The following is a 20,615-nucleotide window of genomic DNA, read 5'->3' as shown; positions in this document are numbered from 1 at the left end:
GGAAGCAAATTGCTTCCTTTTTCTTTTTGTCTAGAGAGTAGGCTCTATATGAGTAAACAAAAAGCCCTTTAATAAGGGCTAAGTGCATTTAGGAGGCTACACTTCAAATTCATAGAGTGCTGTAGACAAATAACGTTCGCCGTTATCTGGTGCTAAAGCAAGGACTTTCTTACCTGTACCTAATTTCTTGGCAACCTCAATTGCCCCGTAAATCGCTGCAGCTGAAGAAATTCCAACAAGGAAGCCTTCTTTTCCACCAATTTCACGGCCAAGCGCTAGAGCATCATCTGACGTTACGCGGACGATACCATCATAGGCCTTTGTATCAAGTGTTTCAGGAATAAATCCAGCTGAGATGCCTTGAATTTTGTGAGGTCCTGGTTTTTCACCAGACAAGATAGCTGACTCGTCTGCCTCAACTGCATAAACTTGAATGTTTGGATTTGCTGCTTTAAGAGCGTGAGAAACACCTGAGATCGTTCCACCAGTACCAACACCACCCACAAAAGCATCTAGTCTATCAGAACCGAAATCAGCCAGTATTTCAGCTCCTGTTGTTCTTTCGTGTACTTCTGGATTAGCTGGATTATTAAATTGGAGTGGAAGGAAGCCGTCACGTTCAGCGGCGATTTCCTGAGCTTTGGCAATGGCCCCTTTCATTCCTTCGCTACCAGGAGTGAGGACGAGTTCAGCACCATAGGCTTGGATAATCTTACGGCGTTCCACGCTCATCGTTTCAGGCATGACGATAACAACTTTATATCCTTTAGCAGCACCAACCCATGAAAGACCGATGCCAGTGTTTCCACTCGTTGCTTCAACAATGGTAGCACCCGGTTTTAGAATACCATCTTGTTCTGCTTTTTCAATCATGCTAAGGGCAATGCGGTCTTTTACTGACGATCCAGGGTTAAAAGCTTCTAGTTTAACATAGACGTCTGCAGCACCCTCTGGAACAATGTTGTTAAGTTTAACAATCGGTGTTTGTCCAATAAGTTCAGTGATATTGTTATAAATAGCCATAGATATACCTCTTTGTATAAGATGATACTAGTATAACGCGCTTAAGGCTATTTGTAAAATATAGAAATCCTATCAAAGTGATAGGATTTTTTTATATCAAAAGTCTAAGCCATTAATTTTTAATCGATTGTGATAAGCCAATTCTAATAAATAGGTGTAAAGCTGAAGGATGTCCGTTTTTTTAGGGAATTCAAATTTATGGAAACTCAGGTGCTCATTATGTGCTTTTAGAAAGATATTTTCTAAATAAGTGATCGTAATCTCACTATCATCTATACCTGCTCCAGCAGTTTCCATTTCAACGTTTACAATGTTCATCAAAAAGAGTGACTTAACAGACACCTTGCGACCAGTGGCACCTTGCTTATCTGTAAAGATGATACGGATATTTGTAAAGATAATTGAATCGCGAATAAGTTTATATCCACTTTGAATTTCTTCATTCTCTAGTAGATATTGACCATATTCTTTGATAAGAGTCTCTTTGTTTTCCTCGCTGAAGTTACCAGCGAGTCCTTGAATAAATTTTCCAAACGCCATGTATTTCTCCTTTGTTTACACTAAGTTTACAGGAACTTCAACTTCTCGTAAACCTTGATCTGTTAAAGTAACCTTTCCATTAAAAAACTCTACAAGAGCAGACTTGATATTTTCTTTCTCTTCCTTATCAACATAAATCATTGTATCAACTTGATCTGTAAAGTTTGTATCCAGCTCCATGAGATGATGTTCTTTAAGAAAGTTACTGTACTCTTGGTATTGAGCATAAGACATTTGAATGGCTATGCCAGCCTGCTCTTTGATTTCAATAATGCCAATTTCTTTGACAGCCAAGGCCACACTACCTGCATAAGCACGAATCAAACCACCAGCACCTAGTTTGATGCCACCAAAATAGCGTGTCACTACCACACAGAGATTGGTTAGATTATGATTTTCTAAGACACCCAGCATAGGGATTCCAGCAGTACCACTAGGCTCCCCATCATCACTCGTACGCTTGATTTCACTGCGTTCCCCTAGAATAAAAGCAGAGCAGTTATGGGTGGCTTTATAGTGTTCTTTTTTGATGGTAGTGATGAAGTCACGAGCCTCTTCTTCGCTATAAACACGCTTGGCATGACAGATAAAGCGGGATTTTTTTATTTCTTCTAGGACCTGCCCATCCTCTTTAATCGTTCTAAATTCCATGATTTAATTGTACTAAAAAAAACTCTAAAGCGCTAGATTTTTACGAATATTAAATTATGAAAGTAAATCCAAATTATCTCGGTCGCTTGTTTACTGAGAAAGAATTAACTGAAGAAGAACGACAGGTAGCAGTGAGACTGCCAGCAATGAGAAAAGAGAAGGGGAAACAGTTTTGTCAACGTTGTAATAGTTCGATTCTAGAAGAATGGTATTTGCCTATTGGTGCCTACTATTGTAGGGAGTGTTTGCTGATGAAGCGAGTCAGGAGTGATCAAGCTTTGTACTATTTTCCGCAGGAAGATTTTCCTAAGCAAGATGTTCTCAAATGGTGTGGTCAGTTAACCCCTTTTCAGGAAAAGTTATCAGAGGGGTTGATTCGAGCAGTCGAAAAGAAAGAACCGACTTTAGTTCATGCTGTGACAGGAGCTGGAAAGACAGAGATGATCTATCAAGTTGTAGCTAAAGTGATTGATGATGGTGGTGCAGTTTGTTTGGCCAGTCCTCGAATTGATGTGTGTTTGGAACTGTATAAGCGACTGCAGAATGACTTTGCTTGCGATATAGCACTACTTCATGGCGAATCAGAGCCCTATTTTCGAACTCCCCTAGTAGTTGCAACAACTCATCAGTTATTAAAATTTTATCATGCTTTTGATTTGTTGATAGTGGATGAGGTAGATGCCTTTCCTTATGTTGACAACACTATGCTTTACTATGCTGTAAAGAATAGTGTAAAGGAGGATGGATTGAGGATATTCCTTACGGCAACTTCTACAGATGAGTTAGATAGGAAGGTTCGCACAGGGGAATTAAAAAGATTAAGCTTGCCGAGACGGTTTCATGGAAATCCTTTGATTATTCCTAAACCAGTCTGGTTATCGGATTTTAATCGCTGTTTAGAGAAAAATCAATTGTCAACCAAGTTAAAGACTTATATTGAGAAACAGAGAAGAACAGGTTATCCCTTACTGATTTTTGCATCAGAGATTAAGAAAGGCGAAAAACTAAAAGAAATACTACAGGTGCATTTCCCAGATGAGAATATCGGTTTTGTATCTTCTATCACAGAAGACCGATTAGAGCAAGTGCAAGCTTTTCGAGATGGAGAACTAACAATACTGATCAGTACGACAATATTGGAACGCGGAGTCACCTTCCCTTGTGTGGATGTTTTCGTAGTAGAAGCTAATCATCGACTCTTTACCAAGTCTAGCTTGATTCAGATTGGTGGTCGAGTTGGACGTAGTATGGACAGACCAACTGGTGAGTTGCTCTTCTTTCATGATGGATTAAATGCTTCCATCAAGAAGGCAATCAATGAAATCAAGCAGATGAACAAGGAGGCGGGATTATGAACTGTTTACTATGTGGCCAGACTACAAAGAGTGAGCTGACTTTTAGCAGTCTCTTCCTTTTGAAGGATGACTGCAGTTATCTTTGTTCAGATTGTGCTTCTAGTTTTGAGAAGATTGGTGAGAATTATTGCCCAAACTGTATGAAAACAGGCATGTCAACTAAGTGTCAAGATTGCAAACTTTGGTGTAAAGAAGGAATTCAGGTTGATCATAAGGCAATCTTTACCTATAATCAAGCTATGAAAGACTTTTTCAGTCGATATAAGTTTGATGGCGATTTTTTGCTTAGAAAAGTTTTTGCTTCTGTTCTTACTGAGGAGCTGAAAAAGTATAGAGGATATCAATTTGTGTCGATTCCCCTAAGCCCTGAAAGATTGCTTGAGAGGGGGTTTAACCAAGTCGAGGGTTTGGTTGAGGCGGCAGGCTTTTCTTTTAAAGATATATTAGGAAAAAGAGAAGAGAGCGCTAGTTCTTCTAAAAGCCGTTTGGAAAGGTTAGCTACTGAAATTCCATTTTTTATTAAAGATGGAATCTCACTTCCTAAGAAGATTTTGCTGATTGATGATATCTATACAACAGGGGCAACTGTGAATCGTGTGAAACGACTTTTGGAAGAAGCAGGTGCTTTGGAAGTTAAAACTTTTTCCCTTGTAAGATGAGGAAAAAATTTGCAAAATGAAAATGAAAGCGTTATAATATAATTAGAAAAACAAAAATGTTTAGAAAGAAGGTACTTATATGATTAAATATAGTATCCGTGGTGAAAACCTAGAAGTAACAGAAGCAATTCGTGATTATGTAGTTTCTAAACTCGAAAAGATCGAAAAGTATTTTCAACCTGAGCAGGAGTTGGATGCACGTGTGAACTTGAAAGTTTACCGTGAAAAAACAGCAAAGGTTGAAGTAACAATTCCACTTGGATCTATCACTCTTCGTGCTGAAGATATTTCTCAAGATATGTATGGTTCTATCGATCTTGTAACAGATAAAATTGAACGTCAGATTCGTAAAAATAAAACTAAAATCGAACGTAAGAATAAAAATAAAGTTGCGACAAGTCAACTCTTTACAGATGCTCTGGTTGAAGATGCAAATGTTGTGCAACCAAAAGTTGTTCGTTCAAAACAAATTGATTTGAAGCCAATGGATTTAGAAGAAGCTCTTCTCCAAATGGATTTATTGGGACATGATTTCTTTATCTATGTAGATGTAGAAGATCAAACAACTAATGTTTTGTATCGCCGTGAAGATGGTGAAGTTGGTTTGTTAGAAGTGAAAGAATCATAAAATAGAATTTTCAAAGTGGTTTACACCAGTGTAAACCACTTTTGTATTGCAATATTATAAAAGGTATGAATGGGGACAGTTATGAAAGACGTGGTGATTGTTTCAGCAGTGCGAACTCCAATAGGCTCCTTTGGAGGAAGTTTAAAGAATGTTTCAGCTGTTGATTTGGGAGCTTTGGTTATTAAAAGTGTTTTGGAAAAAGCCAATGTCAAACCAGAGCAGGTAGACGAAGTGATTATGGGGAATGTCCTAGGTGCTGGTTTAGGTCAAAACGTAGCTCGTCAAATGAGCATTCATGCAGGGCTCCCAGAATTTACACCAGCCTTTGCCATCAATAAGGTTTGTGGTTCCGGTTTGAAGGCAGTGCAGTTGGCTGCTCAAGCGATTCGATGCGGCGATGCAGATATTATCGTAGCTGGTGGTGCAGAAAACATGAGTCAGGCGCCATACGTTTTGCCAAGTTTCCGTTGGGGTGGTCGTATGGGAGATTCGAAAGTGGTAGATACCATGATTAAGGATGGTTTGTCTGATGCCTTTAACGAATACCATATGGGAATTACAGCCGAGAATGTGGCTGAAGAATATGGTATCAGTCGAGAAGAGCAAGATGCTCTTGCTTTAGAGTCACAAAAACGGGCAGTTGCAGCTATAGAATCTGGACGCTTTAAAGAAGAGATTGTGCCAGTGGTTATTCCTCAACGCAAAGGCAATCCCATCGTTTTCGATACAGATGAATATCCTAGAAAAGATGCTAGCTTAGAGAGTTTGTCTAAGCTAGGTTCTGTTTTCAAAAAAGACGGGGCTGTCACAGCGGGAAATGCTTCAGGAATCAATGACGGGGCAGCAGCTGTCTTAATCATGAGTTCTGAAAAAGCTGAAGAATTAGGACTTTCAGTGATTGCCCGCATTCGTTCGTATGCAAGTGCAGGTTTGGACCCTAAGATGATGGGATGTGGACCGATTTATGCGACTCGCAAGGCTCTTGAAAATGGCAATTTGACAGTTGAAGATCTCGACTTGATTGAGTCAAATGAAGCCTTTGCTGCCCAGGCTTGTGCAGTTGGTAAAACACTTGGCTTTAACACAGATATTGTCAACGTCAATGGTGGCGCCATTGCTCTTGGTCACCCAATTGGGGCTTCCGGTTGCCGTATCCTAGTAACGCTGTTACATGAGATGATGAAACGTGATGCTAAAACTGGCTTAGCAACTCTCTGTATCGGAGGAGGGATGGGGACTGCCCTTATCGTGGAACGTTAGGTGTTAGTGATCTGAACACGTGGGTAGGAGGGTGATGATTCCCTCCTCTTTTTGTGTCTGAGGTTAGAGAAATCAATCATGAAAGAAAGGCTTGCATCTTTTAAAAGGTCGCTTTTTAAGGGTTTTTGTGATATAATAATGCGCAAGAGGTTTAGAATGAAAAAAAATAATTTAATCCCGTTTTCTGCAGTCTGGCTAGGACTTGCAACTTTCGGAATCTTAACTTTGCTGATTATTTTTTCACATAATCTTGCTGTAACAATCACTGTTTTGTTTTTATTTGTACTGCTTTATTTGCTTTTATTCGTTTGGCAAAAAAAACAGTATGAAAAGAGCGAAATTGAACAAATCCAATATGTAAATCACCAAGCTGAAAATAGCTTGAGTACTTTGCTTGATCAAATGCCGGTGGGAGTCCTGAAATTAGACTTATCAAGCGGAGAAGTGGAATGGTTTAATCCTTATGCTGAGCTGATTTTAACTACTGAAGAAGGGGAAATTGATGTTGAGTTAATTCAAACCATCATCAAGGCTTCTGTTGGGAATCCAGGTTCGTATGCTACCTTGGGCGAAACACGATATGCTGTCCATATGGACAAGGCTTCAGGCGTTTTGTATTTCTTTGATGTTTCTGGGGAGTACGAAGCAACTGTCGAATTGGTAACTAGCCGTCCAGTCATTGGAGTCATCTCGGTAGATAACTATGATGATTTGGAGGATGCGACATCTGACTCCGATATCAGTCATATAAATAGTTTTGTAGCCAATTTTGTTTCAGAATTTGCTAGTAAGTATGCTATGTTCTCTCGCCGTGTGGGGATGGATCGTTTTTATGTATTCACAGATTACACGGTACTAGAGGAATTGATGAATGATAAATTCTCTGTTATTGATACTTTCCGAGAAGAATCAAAACAGAGGCAACTAGCTCTAACCCTAAGTATGGGATTTTCTTATGGTGATGGAAACCATGAGGAAATAGGAAAAATTGCCTTGCTCAACTTGAACTTAGCAGAAGTTCGCGGTGGTGACCAGGTGGTGGTTAAGGAAAATAACGAAACCAAGAATCCTGTCTACTTTGGTGGAGGAACTGCTGCATCTATCAAACGTACTCGTACACGTACCAGAGCCATGATGACAGCCATTTCTGATAAGATTCGAAGTGTTGACCAAGTTTTTGTAGTCGGTCATAAAAATCTAGATATGGATGCCTTGGGCTCTGCTGTCGGTATGCAGTTGTTTGCAAGTAATATTATTGAGAACAGTTATGCTGTCTACAATGCAGACCAGATGCCAGCAGATATCGAACGTGCTATTCAGTTCTTGAAGAAGGAAGATGTCACGAAACTCTTACCTCTTACAGATGCGATGAAGCTAGTTACAAACCGTTCATTATTGATTCTGGTGGATCATTCCAAGACGGCTTTGACCTTGTCAAAAGATTTTTATGATTTGTTCACTCAAACTATTGTTATTGACCATCATAGACGTGATCAGGATTTCCCAGAGAATGCAGTCATCACCTATATCGAAAGTGGAGCAAGTAGTGCCAGTGAGTTGGTCACAGAATTGATTCAGTTCCAAAATTCTAAGAAAAATCGTTTGAGTCGTATGCAGGCCAGTGTTTTGATGGCTGGTATGATGCTGGATACCAAGAATTTCACATCTCGCGTGACGAGCCGAACCTTTGATGTGGCGAGCTATCTAAGAACACGGGGAAGCGATAGTATTGCTATCCAGGAGATTGCTGCGACAGATTTTGAAGAATACCGTGAGGTAAATGAACTCATTTTACAAGGTCGTAAGTTAGGTTCAGATATCTTGATTGCCCAAGCTAAGGACTCAAGGACTTATGACACAGTTGTTATCAGTAAGGCTGCTGATGCTATGTTGGCTATGTCAGGTATTGAGGCTAGTTTCGTTCTGGCAAAAAATACACAAGGATTTATCTCTATCTCGGCTCGAAGTCGTAGTAAAATCAATGTGCAACGCATTATGGAAGAGTTGGGTGGCGGTGGTCACTTTAATCTAGCTGCCGCGCAAATCGAGAATATGAGTCTAACAGAAGCAGGAGAAAAATTGACTCAACTTGTCTTAGATGAACTAAAGGAAAAGGAGAAAGAAGAATGAAAGTAATCTTTTTAGCAGATGTTAAAGGAAAAGGGAAGAAAGGCGAAATTAAGGAAGTACCAACTGGCTACGCTCAAAACTTCCTGATTAAAAAGAATTTGGCCAAGGAAGCGACTGCTCAAGCAGTGGGTGAGTTGCGTGGAAAACAAAAATCTGAAGAAAAGGCTCATGCAGAGATGATTGCTGAAGCAAAAGCCATCAAGGCTAAGCTTGAAGCAGAAGAAACGGTTGTAGAGTTTGTTGAAAAGGTTGGGCCAGATGGCCGTACATTTGGCTCTATCACTAACAAGAAGATTGCAGAAGAATTGCAAAAGCAATTTGGTATCAAGATTGACAAACGCAATATTCAAGTGCAAGCACCAATTCGAGCAGTAGGTTTGATTGATGTACCAGTGAAGATCTACCAAGATGTTTCAAGTGTCATCAATCTTCGTGTAAAAGAAGGTTAAGTTTACAACTTCTTGACAAGATTGTAAAAGGAAGGAAAGTCGGATGGCAGAAGTAGAGGAACTGCGAGTTCAACCTCAGGATATTTTGGCAGAACAATCTGTTCTGGGGGCTATTTTTATAGATGAGAGTAAGCTCGTTTTTGTCCGAGAATACATTGATTCTCGTGACTTTTTTAAGTATGCTCATCGGTTGATTTTCCAAGCGATGGTGGACTTGTCGGATCGTGGAGAAGCGATTGATGCGACAACAGTTCGGACGATTTTGGATAGCCAAGGGGATCTCCAAAATATTGGTGGCTTGTCCTATCTTGTTGAAATCGTCAACTCTGTACCAACTTCAGCTAATGCGGAGTATTATGCTAAAATTGTAGCTGAAAAGGCTATGCTACGTCGCTTGATTTCCAAATTGACAGAGTCTGTCAACCAAGCTTATGAGGCTTCTAAGCCTGCAGATGAAATCATCGCTCAGGCTGAAAAGGGACTCATTGATGTTAGCGAAAACGCCAATCGTAGTGGATTCAAGAACATCCGAGATATTTTAAATATCAACTTTGGGAACCTAGAAGTTCGGTCACAACAAACAACGGATATCACTGGTATTGCAACGGGCTACCGTGATTTGGACCATATGACGACAGGTCTCCATGAGGAGGAACTAATTATACTAGCGGCGCGACCAGCGGTTGGTAAGACGGCCTTTGCTTTGAACATTGCTCAGAACATCGGGACTAAGTTGGACAAGACGGTTGCTATCTTTTCGCTAGAAATGGGTGCGGAAAGTCTAGTAGACCGTATGTTGGCGGCCGAAGGCTTGGTGGAATCCCATTCTATCCGTACAGGTCAATTGACTGATGAGGAGTGGCAAAAGTATACCATTGCTCAAGGGAACCTAGCCAACGCGAGTATCTATATCGATGATACGCCAGGGATTCGAATTACGGAAATTCGTTCGCGCTCACGCAAACTAGCTCAAGAAACAGGCAATCTAGGCTTGATTTTGATCGACTACCTACAGCTTATCACAGGGACTGGTCGTGAGAACCGCCAACAAGAAGTCTCTGAAATTTCTCGTCAGTTGAAAATTCTAGCCAAGGAATTAAAAGTTCCAGTCATTGCTCTCAGTCAGTTATCCCGTGGAGTGGAACAGCGTCAAGATAAGAGACCAGTCTTGTCTGATATTCGTGAATCGGGTTCTATCGAGCAGGATGCGGATATCGTAGCTTTTCTATACCGTGACGACTACTACGATCGTGCGGGTGAAGAAGAGGAAGGAATTCCAAATAACAAGGTAGAGGTTATCATCGAGAAAAACCGTAGTGGAGCTCGTGGAACGGTGGAATTGATTTTCCAAAAAGAATACAATAAATTTTCAAGTATCTCAAAGAGGGAGGCATAATATGTCAGATGCATTTACAGATGTAGCCAAGATGAAAAAAATCAAAGAAGAGATCAAGGCGCATGAGGGACAAGTCGTTGAAATGACTTTGGAGAATGGCCGTAAGCGCCAAAAAAATAGATTGGGTAAGCTAATTGAGGTGTATCCATCTCTATTTATCGTTGAATTTGGGGATGTTGAAGGAGACAAACAAGCCAATGTCTACGTTGAATCCTTCACCTACTCAGATATCTTGACAGAAAAGAACTTGATTCGCTATCTAGACTAAGAATCCTAAAATGAAGTGAGCTTTGCTCACTTTTTTCTTTTTCTCCCGAATAGTATAAACGAGGGGAACCTCGGAAATTTATATTATTAAGGAGAATGAATGACGTTCTTAAAATCAGGAGTTAAGAAGAGTAGATGTACTCAGTTGAGTGTAGGGCTGGCTACTTTGTTTGTTACAAGTACCTTTTTGTTTGGTGGGGAATCAGTTCAGGCCGATAGTGTAGCGCGTGGAGATGACTATCCGCTTCACTACAAAAATGGTAGTGTTGAAATCGATCAGTGGCGGATGTATTCTCGCCAGTGTACCTCTTTTGCGGCCTTTCGTTTGAGTAGTGTAAATGGCTTTGAGATTCCTCCTGCCTACGGAAATGCAAATGAATGGGGACATCGTGCAAGGCGAGAAGGCTACCGTGTGGATACTAAGCCAGAAGTTGGAGCTATTGCTTGGTCGACAGAAGGTTATTATGGGCACGTGGCCTGGGTATCAAATGTATCAGGGGATACGATTGAAATCGAAGAGTATAACTATGGGGTTCGAGAAAAGTATAACCGTCGAAAGGTCAAGGCTAGTTCGATGACAGGTTTTATTCATTTCAAGGATTTATCTACTAGCCATAGTGCGGGTGAGAATGCTCGTAGCTCAGAGCTTCCGTCTAGTGGGACAATAGTATTCACGGAGAAATCGCCGATTATGGACCAACCGTCAAGTACAGGACAGGTTATTGACTACTATTATGCTGGTGAAAGTGTGAGTTATGATCAAGTTCTTGAAAAGGATGGTTATAAGTGGCTCGGCTATCTATCCTACAGTGGTGCTAGAAGATATGTGCAGTATGCAGAGTTAAGCAATACAGTGAAAGGCTGGAAAAAAGAAGGAGGGAGTTGGTATTACCGAGAGAATGGTAAGCTAGCGACAGGATGGAAAAAAGTTAATGGCAATTGGTATCATCTAAAAGAAAATGGGGCCATGTCAACTGGCTGGATTAAGGATGACTCTCACTGGTATTATCTAAAGGCTTCAGGTGAGATGCAGACGGGATGGCTTAAAGACAAGGGAACTTGGTATTACTTAGAGGAATCTGGTCTGATGAAAGCCAGTCAATGGTTCCAAGTCTCGGGTAAACATTACTATGTCGATGCTTCGGGAGCCTTAGCTGTTAATAGAGTAGTTGATGGCTACAAACTCGATAGTAACGGGGTGAGAATGTCGAGTCTTTCTTAAACAAGAGATAAGCTTTCTTCTTATTAAAAAATTTTTAAAAAGCTATAACAAATTAGTTGACGCTCATTAAGTAGTATAATATAATAATATTAAAAAACTATAAGAGGGGCATTGTCTAATGGACAAGAAAAAAGTAATTTTAAGAAGTTTAGCAAGTGCAGCTGTTTTGGGAGCTGGTGTTTTCGTTTCACAGCCTTCAGTAGTCAAGGCAGATGGAGGGAAAGCAGAAGAGCAGGCAGTTGCTCCTGCACAACCACAAGCCGCAGCAGAAGGGGATAGCGGAGCTCAAACTGAAAAGGGATCAGAAAACGCTGGTCCAGCTAATCCTGGTGCGACAAATCCAGCTAAGATGACCAAAGAAGAGTTGATGAAGGCTTTGGGTGAACTTGAGGAACAGGCTATTAGTGATATTAAGGATAAGGAAGCGATTGAGGACAAAGAGGATGCAGCTGAAGCTGTGAAGGAATATATCGGTAAGATGTATATTTCAGATACTCTTGAGTCTGGAGAGCTCAGCTTAGATAATATCATCGCTGAATTGCCAGAAGGTGCAGAAGATAAGGCTGTGGTAACAGGTCCTGAAGCTCAAACTAATAAAAAATTATCTACTGAGGAGAAGGCTCTACTAGATCAGGCTGAAAAAGATGCTAAAGAACAAGTTTCTCAAGCGACTGATGCCCTGGTTCAAGCCCTAAAATCTCTTGAAAATGCTGTAATTGAAGATATTAAAAAAGACGCTTCAATCACCAATAAAGAAGCGGCTATCAAAGAAGCCAAAGAAGAGATTGGTAAAGAAGATCTTTTGAAGGCTATCGCAGATGAGGATTTGGAGATTGGTGATGTTATTGTAGACTGGCCAGCAGATACGAGCGAGCACAAACAGTAGCTGAACCTGTATCAGAATTCACAGATGAAGACCAAGCTAAGTTAGATGAAGCTGATAAAGAGGCTAAGGTTGATGCAGCCAAAGTTCGCTCAGATTTAATCGCTACCCTAGAAAAAATCGAAAAAACAACCATCGACGACATCAACAAGGATGCCACTATCACTGATAAGGAAGCAGCGATTAAGGCTACTAAAGAAGTGATTGGCAAGGACGGCATCTTGAAAGCTATCGAAGAAGGTGACATCGAAGCGTCCGACTTGTTGGCAGATTTCTTAGCAGAAGACAGTGATCAGGTGACACCAGCCGAAGCGATGAGCCAAGAAGATTTCTCAAGCCAAGACCAAGCTAAACTTGCTGTGGCAGATAAGGAAGCAGCTGAGGAAGCCAAGAAAGAGGAAGAAGCTAAGCAAGCTGCAGAAGCAAAGGCTCACAGCGAATTGTTGACTGCCCTTAAAGGTATCGAACAATCAACCATCGAAGACATCAACAAAGACGCCACTATCACTGATAAGGAAGCAGCGATTAAGGTGGCTAAAGAAGTGATTGGCAAAGATGCTATCCTGAAAGCTATCGAAGATGGAGATATCGAAGCGTCCGACTTGCTAGATGATTTCTTAGCAGAAGACAGTGATCAGGTGACACCGGCTGAAGCAAAAACTCAATCTCAACTTTCAAGTCAAGACCAAGCTAAACTGGCTGCAGCAGATAAGGAAGCTGCGGAAGAAGCAGCTAAAGTTCGTTCAGATTTAATCGCTACCCTAGAAAAAATCGAAAAATCAACCATCGACGACATCAACAAGGATGCCACTATTACAGATAAGGAAGCGGCGATTAAGGCAGCTAAAGAAGTGATTGGCAAGGACGGCATCTTGAAAGCTATCGAAGAAGGTGACATTGATGTCTCAGACTTACTGGCAGATTTCTTGGCAGAAGACAGTGATCAGGTGACACCGGCCGAAGCAAAAACTCAATCTCAACTTTCAAGCCAAGACCAAGCTAAACTCGCTACAGCCGACAAGGAAGCAGCAGAAGAGGCAGCCAAAGTTCGCTCAGATTTAATCGCTACCTTAGAAAAAATTGAAAAATCAACCATCGATGATATCAACAAGGATGCCACTATCACTGATAAGGAAGCAGCGATCAAAGCAGCTAAAGAAGTGATTGGCAAGGATGCTATCCTGCAAGCCATCGAAGAAGGCGACATTGAAGCGTCCGACTTGTTAGATGATTTATTGGCAGAAGACAGCGATCAGGTGACACCAGCAGAAGAGATGAACCAAGAAGATTTCTCAAGCCAAGACCAAGCTAAACTCGCTGCAGCGGACAAGGAAGCAGCGGAAGAAAATAGTAATGCGAAAAAACTTGAGCTAAGTAAATTAGAAGAGCAAGTTGCTAAGATTAAAGTGCAATTATCAAGCTTACAAGTTTCTGGTGACAAGAATAGTCAAGTCAAAGACTTGCAACAAGCATTGGCAGACAATGAGGATGCCATTAAGACTCTAAGTAGTGTCATGTCAGCTGTTCTTGAAATTGAAGACTTTAAAGGTGGGGTGAACGCAGTAGAAGCTACAACTGCAGAGTTGCCAGAATACAACAAAGGTGCAAATGCGGTAGAAGCTGCTGTAAATGAACTCCCAGCCTATGCAGAAAGTGGCGCTCCAGTCGTAGCGAACGTTCCAGCTTACGGAGAGAGCGGTGCACCAATAGTAAACAATGCTCTGCCTTATGCAGAAAGTGGCGCTCCAGTCGTAGCGAACGTTCCAGCTTACGGAGAGAGCGGTGCACCAATAGTAAACAATGCTCTGCCTTATGCAGAAAGTGGCGCTCCAGTCGTAGCGAACGTTCCAGCTTACGGAGAAAGTGGTACACCAATAGTAAACAACACTCTGCCTTATGCAGAAAGTGGCGCCCCAGCCGTAGCAAATGTTCCAGCTTACGGAGAAAGTGGTACACCAATAGTAAACAATGCTCTGCCTTATGCAGAAAGCGGCGCCCCAGCTCTAGCAAATGTTCCAGTTTATGCAGAAAGTGGTGCTCCGGCAGTTGCTAATATTCCAGCCTATGCTGAAAAGATTGAACCTGCAGTAAATGAAGTTCCAGAATACACTGGCAGTGTAGCTCCTTTGGCTACAAATCCGACTCTTGGAACTGAACAAGATCGTACCTACAAAGCGCCTGCAGCAACGGATGAGCAACTCCTTCCAAATACAGGAAGTAAAGATGCTTCAGCAGTCGCATCGCTAGGATTTGTTGGTCTCCTTCTTGGTTTGCTACCATTTGCAAAGAGAAAATTGAACAAATAAATCGCATGAAATCAATAAAAGAAAAGGATTTGGATGGTCCTTTTCTTTTTTATGGTGAAATAGGGACAAGTCCATGTTTTTCAGCTCTTTCCGATGGTATTTTTCTTTGCTTTCCTTTATAATGGGTGTATGGACAAGAAAAAATTATTATTAATTGATGGATCTTCTGTTGCCTTTCGAGCTTTTTTTGCACTCTATCAGCAGTTGGATCGTTTTAAAAATGCTAATGGCCTTCATACCAATGCAATCTATGGCTTTCAACTCATGTTGAATCATGTCTTAGAGCGGGTTGAGCCCAGTCATGTTTTGGTAGCCTTTGATGCAGGTAAGACGACTTTCCGAACAGAGATGTATGCAGACTACAAGGGTGGCCGTGCTAAAACTCCAGATGAGTTTCGTGAGCAATTTCCCTTCATTCGTGAGTTGTTAGACCATCTTGGGATTCGCCATTATGAGTTGGCCCAGTATGAAGCGGATGATATCATCGGGACTCTGGGCCGTTTGGCTGAGAAGGATTCCTTCGATGTGACTATCGTTAGCGGAGATAAGGATTTGATCCAGTTGACGGATGAGCATACGGTAGTTGAGATTTCCAAGAAAGGTGTGGCTGAGTTTGAGGCCTTTACGCCGGACTATCTCATGGAAAAGATGGGCCTCACGCCAGCTCAGTTTATAGACCTCAAGGCCCTCATGGGGGATAAGTCTGATAATATCCCTGGTGTTACAAAGATTGGTGAAAAGACGGGTATCAAGCTCTTGCTGGAACATGGTTCGCTTGAGGGTATTTATGAAAATATCGATGGGATGAAGGCTTCTAAGATGAAGGAAAATCTCATCAATGACAAGGAACAAGCCTTTTTATCTAAAACACTAGCAACCATTGAAACTCAGGCACCGATTGAGATTGGCCTTGATGATTTGGTCTATAATGGCCCAGATGTGGAAAGCTTAGGTAAATTCTACGATGAGATGGGCTTCAAACAGCTCAAACAAGCTTTAAATATTTCGTCAACAGATGCGCCTGAAAGTTTGGATTTCGCCATCGTTGACCACGTCAGTCAAGACATGCTGAGTGCCGACTCTATCTTTCACTTTGAACTCTTTGGGGAAAACTACCATACAGATGATTTGGTTGGTTTTGCCTGGTCCTGCGGAGATAAACTTTACGCCACAGATAAACTCGAGCTCTTGCAGGATCCGATCCTCAAGGAATTTCTAGAAAAAACAGCTCTGAAAGTGTATGACTTTAAGAAAGCGAAGGTTCTGTTAAATCGCTTGGGCTTGAACCTGCAGGCTCCTGCTTTTGACAGTCGCTTGGCAAAATACTTACTCTCAACAGTCGAGAACAATGAAATCTCAACCATTGCGAATCTCTACGGTCAAACATACTTGGTCGATGATGAGACTTTCTATGGTAAGGGTGTCAAGAGAGCCATTCCTGAACGCGAGAAATTCTTGGAGCACTTGGCTCGCAAGGTTGCTGTATTGGTTGAGACTGAGCCGGTTTTACTTGAAAAACTCAGTGAACATGGACAGTTAGATCTCCTCTATGACATGGAGCAACCTCTGGCTTTTGTCCTTGCCAAGATGGAAATTGCTGGGATCAAGGTCAAAAAAGAAACACTACTTGAGATGCAGGCTGAAAATGAGGTCGTCATTGAGCAACTCACTCAAGAGATTTATGAACTAGCTGGTGAAGAGTTTAATATCAACTCGCCTAAGCAGTTGGGCGTGCTTCTCTTTGAAAAGCTCGGTCTTCCTCTGGAATATACCAAGAAAACCAAGACAGGTTACTCGACAGCCGTGGATGTGCTAGAGCGACTAGCTCCTATTGCTCCGATTGTTAAAAAAATCCTCGACTACCGTCAGATTGCTAAGATCCAATCTACCTATGTGATTGGTTTGCAAGACTGGATTTTGGATGATGGCAAGATCCACACGCGCTATGTGCAGGATTTGACCCAGACAGGGCGTCTGTCTAGTGTAGATCCAAACTTGCAAAATATTCCTGTGCGTTTGGAGCAAGGTCGTCTCATTCGTAAAGCTTTTGTCCCTGAGTGGGAGGATAGCGTGCTGCTCAGCTCGGATTATTCACAGATTGAATTGCGCGTTTTGGCACACATCTCTAAAGACGAGCACTTAATTAAGGCCTTTCAAGAGGGAGCAGATATTCATACCTCGACAGCCATGCGGGTCTTTGGAATTGAACGCCCTGAGGATGTGACTCCAAACGACCGTCGTAATGCTAAGGCTGTAAACTTTGGCGTGGTTTACGGGATTTCAGACTTTGGTTTGTCTAATAATCTGGGCATCAGCCGTAAGGAAGCCAAAGCCTACATTGATACCTACTTTGAACGCTTCCCGGGCATTAAAAACTACATGGATGAAGTGGTGCGTGAAGCGCGTGATAAGGGTTATGTAGAGACTCTCTTCAAGCGTCGTCGTGAGTTACCAGATATCAATTCGCGCAACTTCAACATTCGTGGTTTTGCAGAGCGGACAGCTATCAACTCTCCTATTCAGGGTTCGGCAGCAGATATCCTCAAGATTGCTATGATCCAGCTAGACAAAGCTCTAGTTGAAGGTGGCTATCAGACCAAGATGCTGTTGCAAGTGCATGATGAAATCGTCCTTGAGGTTCCGAAATCGGAACTAGCAGCCGTTAAAGCTCTAGTGAAACAAACCATGGAAGAAGCCATCCAGCTCAGTGTTCCCCTTATTGCAGATGAAAATGAAGGGGCAACCTGGTACGAGGCTAAATAAGAAAGCTATGATAGAGTTTGAAGCATTTGACTTCAAACTCTTTTTCATGATTTTCTGTAAGCAGTTTCCTTGACTTTTCCTTGTATTTGCGTTACTATATGTCCATATAAGATATGGGAGTCTGTGTACAGTCTGAGAGGAAGTGTTAAACTTCGACCGCACCTGATCTGGGTAATGCCAGCGTAGGGAACGATACTTAGCCGAATTCTGCACCTTTTCCATACATGGAAGGGGTTTTCTTTTTGTCAAAGGGAAACCTGAGAAAAGGAGGTTTTTATGAAAGCAAGCATTGCCTTGCAAGTCTTGCCCCTATCACAGGGGATTGATCGAATTGCTATTATCGATCACGTGATTGCTTATCTGCAAGCTCAGTCCGTGACCATGGTAGTGACACCATTTGAAACGGTCTTGGAAGGGGAGTTTGATGAGCTCATGCGTATTCTCAAAGAAGCGCTAGAAGTGGCAGGGCAGGAGGCAGATAATGTCTTTGCCAATGTCAAAATAAATGTAGGAGAAATTTTAAGTATTGATGAGAAACTTGAAAAGTATACTGAGACGTCACATTAGTCTATTTGGTTTTCTAGGAGTCTTGTCAATCTGGCAGTTAGCGGGAATATTCAAACTTTTACCCAAGTTTATCCTGCCAACCCCTTTTGAAATTCTCCAGGCCTTTGTTCGTGACAGAGAATTTCTCTGGCACCATAGCTGGGCGACCTTGAGAGTGGCTTTACTCGGACTAGTCTTAGGAGTCTTGATTGCCTGTATCATGGCTGTGCTTATGGACAGTCTGACTTGGCTCAATGATCTTATCTACCCTATGATGGTGGTTGTTCAGACCATTCCGACCATTGCTATAGCTCCTATCTTGGTCTTGTGGCTAGGCTATGGAATTTTGCCCAAGATTGTCTTGATAATCCTGACAACAACCTTCCCTATCATCGTCAGCATTTTGGATGGTTTTAGGCATTGTGACAAGGATATGCTGACCTTGTTTAGTCTGATGCGAGCCAATCCTTGGCAAATCCTGTGGCATTTTAAAATCCCGGTCAGCCTGCCTTACTTTTATGCAGGTCTGAGGGTCAGTGTCTCCTACGCCTTTATCACAACAGTGGTATCTGAGTGGTTGGGAGGTTTTGAAGGACTAGGTGTTTATATGATTCAGTCTAAAAAACTGTTTCAGTATGATACCATGTTTGCCATTATTATTCTGGTGTCGATTATCAGCCTTTTGGGTATGAAGCTGGTCGATATCAGCGAAAAACATGTGATTAAATGGAAACGTTCATAGAATAAGAATGTTTCAAAAAAGAAAAGAGGAAATAAAATGAAGAAAACATGGAAAGTGTTTTTAACGCTTGTAACAGCTTTTGTGGCTGTCGTGCTGGTGGCTTGTGGCCAAGGAACTGCTTCTAAGGACAACAAAGAAGCAGAAGTCAAGAAGATTGACTTTATCCTAGACTGGACGCCAAATACTAACCACACAGGGCTTTATGTTGCTAAGGAAAAAGGTTATTTCAAAGAAGCTGGAGTGGATGTTGACTTGAAATTGCCACCAGAAGAAAGTTCTTCTGACTTGGTTATCAACGGAAAGGCACCATTTGCAGTGTATTTCCAAGACTACATGGCTAAGAAATTGGAAAAAGGCGCAGGAATCACTGCCGTTGCAGCTATTGTAGAACACAATACATCAGGAATCATCTCTCGTAAATCTGACAATGTAGCTAGTCCAAAGGACTTGGTTGGTAAGAAATACGGAACTTGGAATGATCCAACTGAACTTGCTATGTTGAAAACCTTGGTAGAATCACAAGGCGGAGACTTTGAGAAGGTCGAAAAAGTACCAAACAACGATTCAAACTCAATCACACCGATTGCCAATGGAGTTTTTGACACTGCTTGGATTTACTACGGTTGGGATGGAATCCTTGCTAAATCTCAAGGCGTAGACGCTAACTTCATGTATTTGAAAGACTATGTCAAGGAGTTTGACTACTACTCACCAGTTATCATCGCAAATAATGACTATTTGAAAGACAATAAAGAAGAAGCCCGTAAAGTCATCCAAGCTATCAAAAAAGGCTACCAATATGCTATGGAGCATCCAGAGGAAGCAGCAGATATCCTCATTAAGAACGCACCTGAACTTCAGGAAAAACGTGACTTTGTTATCGAATCTCAAAAATACTTGTCAAAAGAATACGCAAGCGACAAGGAAAAATGGGGACAATTTGACGCTGACCGCTGGAATGCCTTCTACAAATGGGACAAAGAAAATGGTATCCTTAAAGAAGACTTGACAGACAAAGGCTTCACTAACGAATTTGTAAAATAATGACAGAAATTAGACTAGAACACGTAAGCTATGCCTATGGCGATGAAAAGATTTTAGAGCACATCAACCTGCAGGTGACTTCGGGTGAAGTGGTTTCTATCCTAGGTCCAAGTGGTGTTGGAAAGACCACTCTCTTTAACCTAATCGCTGGGATTTTAGAAGTCCAGTCTGGGCGAATTGTCCTTGATGGCGAGGAAAATCCCAAGGGGCGCGTGAGTTATATGTTGCAAAAGGATCTCCTCTTGGAGCATAAGACAGTCCTTGGCAATATTATCCTGCCCCTCTTGATTCAAAAGGTTGATAAGACAGAAGCTATTGCCCGAGCGGACGAAATCCTTGCGACCTTCCAGCTGACAGCCGTACGGGATAAGTATCCTCATGAGCTCAGTGGTGGGATGCGTCAGCGTGTGGCCTTGCTTCGGACCTACCTTTTCGGGCACAAGCTCTTTCTCTTGGATGAGGCCTTTAGTGCTTTGGATGAAATGACTAAGATGGAGCTCCATGCTTGGTATCTGGAGATTCACAAACAGTTGCAACTGACAACCTTGATCATCACACATAGTATTGAGGAAGCCCTCAATCTCAGTGACCGCATCTATATCCTAAAAAATCGGCCTGGACAGATCGTTTCTGAAGTCAAACTAGATTGGTCTGAAGATGAGGACAAGGAAGTCCAAAAGATTGCCTACAAACGGCAAATATTAGCAGAATTAGGCTTAGATAAGTAGAAAAATAGGGAGTTGGTGAAGAT

The 20,615-nt window shown here is 41.8% G+C and carries 17 protein-coding genes and 1 pseudogene; 15 read left to right on the top strand and 3 right to left on the bottom strand.

The window, feature by feature from the left end; all coding sequences use genetic code 11:
* Positions 1 to 96 precede the first annotated feature (96 nt).
* The 3 genes from cysK to MP387_RS08970 all read right to left on the bottom strand — a co-directional run bounded on the left by cysK (position 97) and on the right by MP387_RS08970 (position 2,214).
* Entirely contained in the window at positions 97 to 1,023 is a 927-nt protein-coding gene (gene cysK, locus MP387_RS08980) for a cysteine synthase A (RefSeq protein ID WP_242746571.1), read from the bottom strand.
* A gap of 96 nt (positions 1,024 to 1,119) precedes the next feature.
* Positions 1,120 to 1,563 (bottom strand): PH domain-containing protein, encoded by a 444-nt coding sequence (locus MP387_RS08975; protein WP_242746567.1) that lies wholly within the window; start codon positions 1,561 to 1,563, stop codon positions 1,120 to 1,122.
* Between the two features lie 15 nt (positions 1,564 to 1,578).
* A complete protein-coding gene (locus MP387_RS08970) occupies positions 1,579 to 2,214 on the bottom strand; it encodes a YigZ family protein (RefSeq protein ID WP_242746564.1) in 636 nt (211 codons plus the stop codon).
* 56 nt (positions 2,215 to 2,270) lie between these two features.
* Here MP387_RS08970 and MP387_RS08965 point away from each other — a divergent pair, with 56 nt between their 5' ends.
* The 15 genes and pseudogenes from MP387_RS08965 (at position 2,271) to MP387_RS08890 (ending at position 20,592) form a co-directional block, all read left to right on the top strand.
* The gene (locus MP387_RS08965; protein WP_242746562.1) at positions 2,271 to 3,569 is read left to right on the top strand and encodes an ATP-dependent helicase ComFA; all 1,299 of its coding nucleotides are present in this window, start codon (positions 2,271 to 2,273) and stop codon (positions 3,567 to 3,569) included.
* On the top strand, positions 3,566 to 4,228 hold the full coding sequence (locus MP387_RS08960; RefSeq protein WP_242746552.1) for a ComF family protein: 663 nt from the start codon (positions 3,566 to 3,568) through the stop codon (positions 4,226 to 4,228). The genes MP387_RS08965 and MP387_RS08960 overlap by 4 nt, the downstream gene beginning before the upstream one ends.
* Before the next feature lie 79 nt (positions 4,229 to 4,307).
* Positions 4,308 to 4,856, top strand: coding sequence for a ribosome hibernation-promoting factor, HPF/YfiA family (gene hpf, locus MP387_RS08955; RefSeq protein WP_000599111.1), 549 nt, complete (start codon positions 4,308 to 4,310; stop codon positions 4,854 to 4,856).
* A gap of 81 nt (positions 4,857 to 4,937) precedes the next feature.
* Entirely contained in the window at positions 4,938 to 6,116 is a 1,179-nt protein-coding gene (locus MP387_RS08950) for an acetyl-CoA C-acetyltransferase (RefSeq protein ID WP_242748068.1), read from the top strand.
* Positions 6,117 to 6,272: 156 nt separating this feature from the next.
* Positions 6,273 to 8,246 (top strand): DHH family phosphoesterase, encoded by a 1,974-nt coding sequence (locus MP387_RS08945; protein ID WP_242746548.1) that lies wholly within the window; start codon positions 6,273 to 6,275, stop codon positions 8,244 to 8,246.
* Positions 8,243 to 8,695, top strand: a complete 453-nt coding sequence (gene rplI, locus MP387_RS08940) for a 50S ribosomal protein L9 (protein WP_242746544.1) — start codon at positions 8,243 to 8,245, stop codon at positions 8,693 to 8,695. Before MP387_RS08945 ends, rplI begins: the two co-directional genes overlap by 4 nt.
* Before the next feature lie 43 nt (positions 8,696 to 8,738).
* Positions 8,739 to 10,091 carry a replicative DNA helicase gene (gene dnaB, locus MP387_RS08935; RefSeq protein ID WP_000852476.1) on the top strand — a complete coding sequence of 451 codons (1,353 nt, stop codon included), beginning with the start codon at positions 8,739 to 8,741 and terminating at the stop codon, positions 10,089 to 10,091.
* Position 10,092: 1 nt separating this feature from the next.
* Positions 10,093 to 10,359 carry a Veg family protein gene (locus MP387_RS08930; protein WP_001278165.1) on the top strand — a complete coding sequence of 89 codons (267 nt, stop codon included), beginning with the start codon at positions 10,093 to 10,095 and terminating at the stop codon, positions 10,357 to 10,359.
* A gap of 99 nt (positions 10,360 to 10,458) precedes the next feature.
* Positions 10,459 to 11,580 carry an SH3 domain-containing protein gene (locus tag MP387_RS08925; RefSeq protein WP_242746541.1) on the top strand — a complete coding sequence of 374 codons (1,122 nt, stop codon included), beginning with the start codon at positions 10,459 to 10,461 and terminating at the stop codon, positions 11,578 to 11,580.
* 118 nt (positions 11,581 to 11,698) lie between these two features.
* Positions 11,699 to 14,769: pseudogene (locus tag MP387_RS08915) on the top strand (SIALI-17 repeat-containing surface protein).
* 129 nt (positions 14,770 to 14,898) lie between these two features.
* Entirely contained in the window at positions 14,899 to 17,532 is a 2,634-nt protein-coding gene (gene polA, locus MP387_RS08910) for a DNA polymerase I (protein ID WP_242746526.1), read from the top strand.
* A gap of 276 nt (positions 17,533 to 17,808) precedes the next feature.
* Positions 17,809 to 18,099 (top strand): thiamine-binding protein, encoded by a 291-nt coding sequence (locus tag MP387_RS08905; protein WP_061853322.1) that lies wholly within the window; start codon positions 17,809 to 17,811, stop codon positions 18,097 to 18,099.
* Positions 18,062 to 18,820: an ABC transporter permease gene (locus tag MP387_RS08900; protein ID WP_061853321.1), complete on the top strand. Its 759-nt coding sequence runs from the start codon at positions 18,062 to 18,064 to the stop codon at positions 18,818 to 18,820. The genes MP387_RS08905 and MP387_RS08900 overlap by 38 nt, the downstream gene beginning before the upstream one ends.
* A 36-nt stretch (positions 18,821 to 18,856) precedes the next feature.
* On the top strand, positions 18,857 to 19,864 hold the full coding sequence (locus MP387_RS08895; protein ID WP_084948224.1) for an ABC transporter substrate-binding protein: 1,008 nt from the start codon (positions 18,857 to 18,859) through the stop codon (positions 19,862 to 19,864).
* Entirely contained in the window at positions 19,864 to 20,592 is a 729-nt protein-coding gene (locus MP387_RS08890; RefSeq protein ID WP_242746523.1) for an ABC transporter ATP-binding protein, read from the top strand. Before MP387_RS08895 ends, MP387_RS08890 begins: the two co-directional genes overlap by 1 nt.
* The last annotated feature ends 23 nt before the right edge of the window (positions 20,593 to 20,615 follow it).

Origin of the sequence: Streptococcus oralis, assembly GCF_022749195.1 — a bacterium.
GTDB lineage: Bacteria > Bacillota > Bacilli > Lactobacillales > Streptococcaceae > Streptococcus > Streptococcus oralis_CI.
Note: the sequence above shows the minus strand (reverse complement) of the source record. Positions and strands in the feature narration are given on the sequence as shown.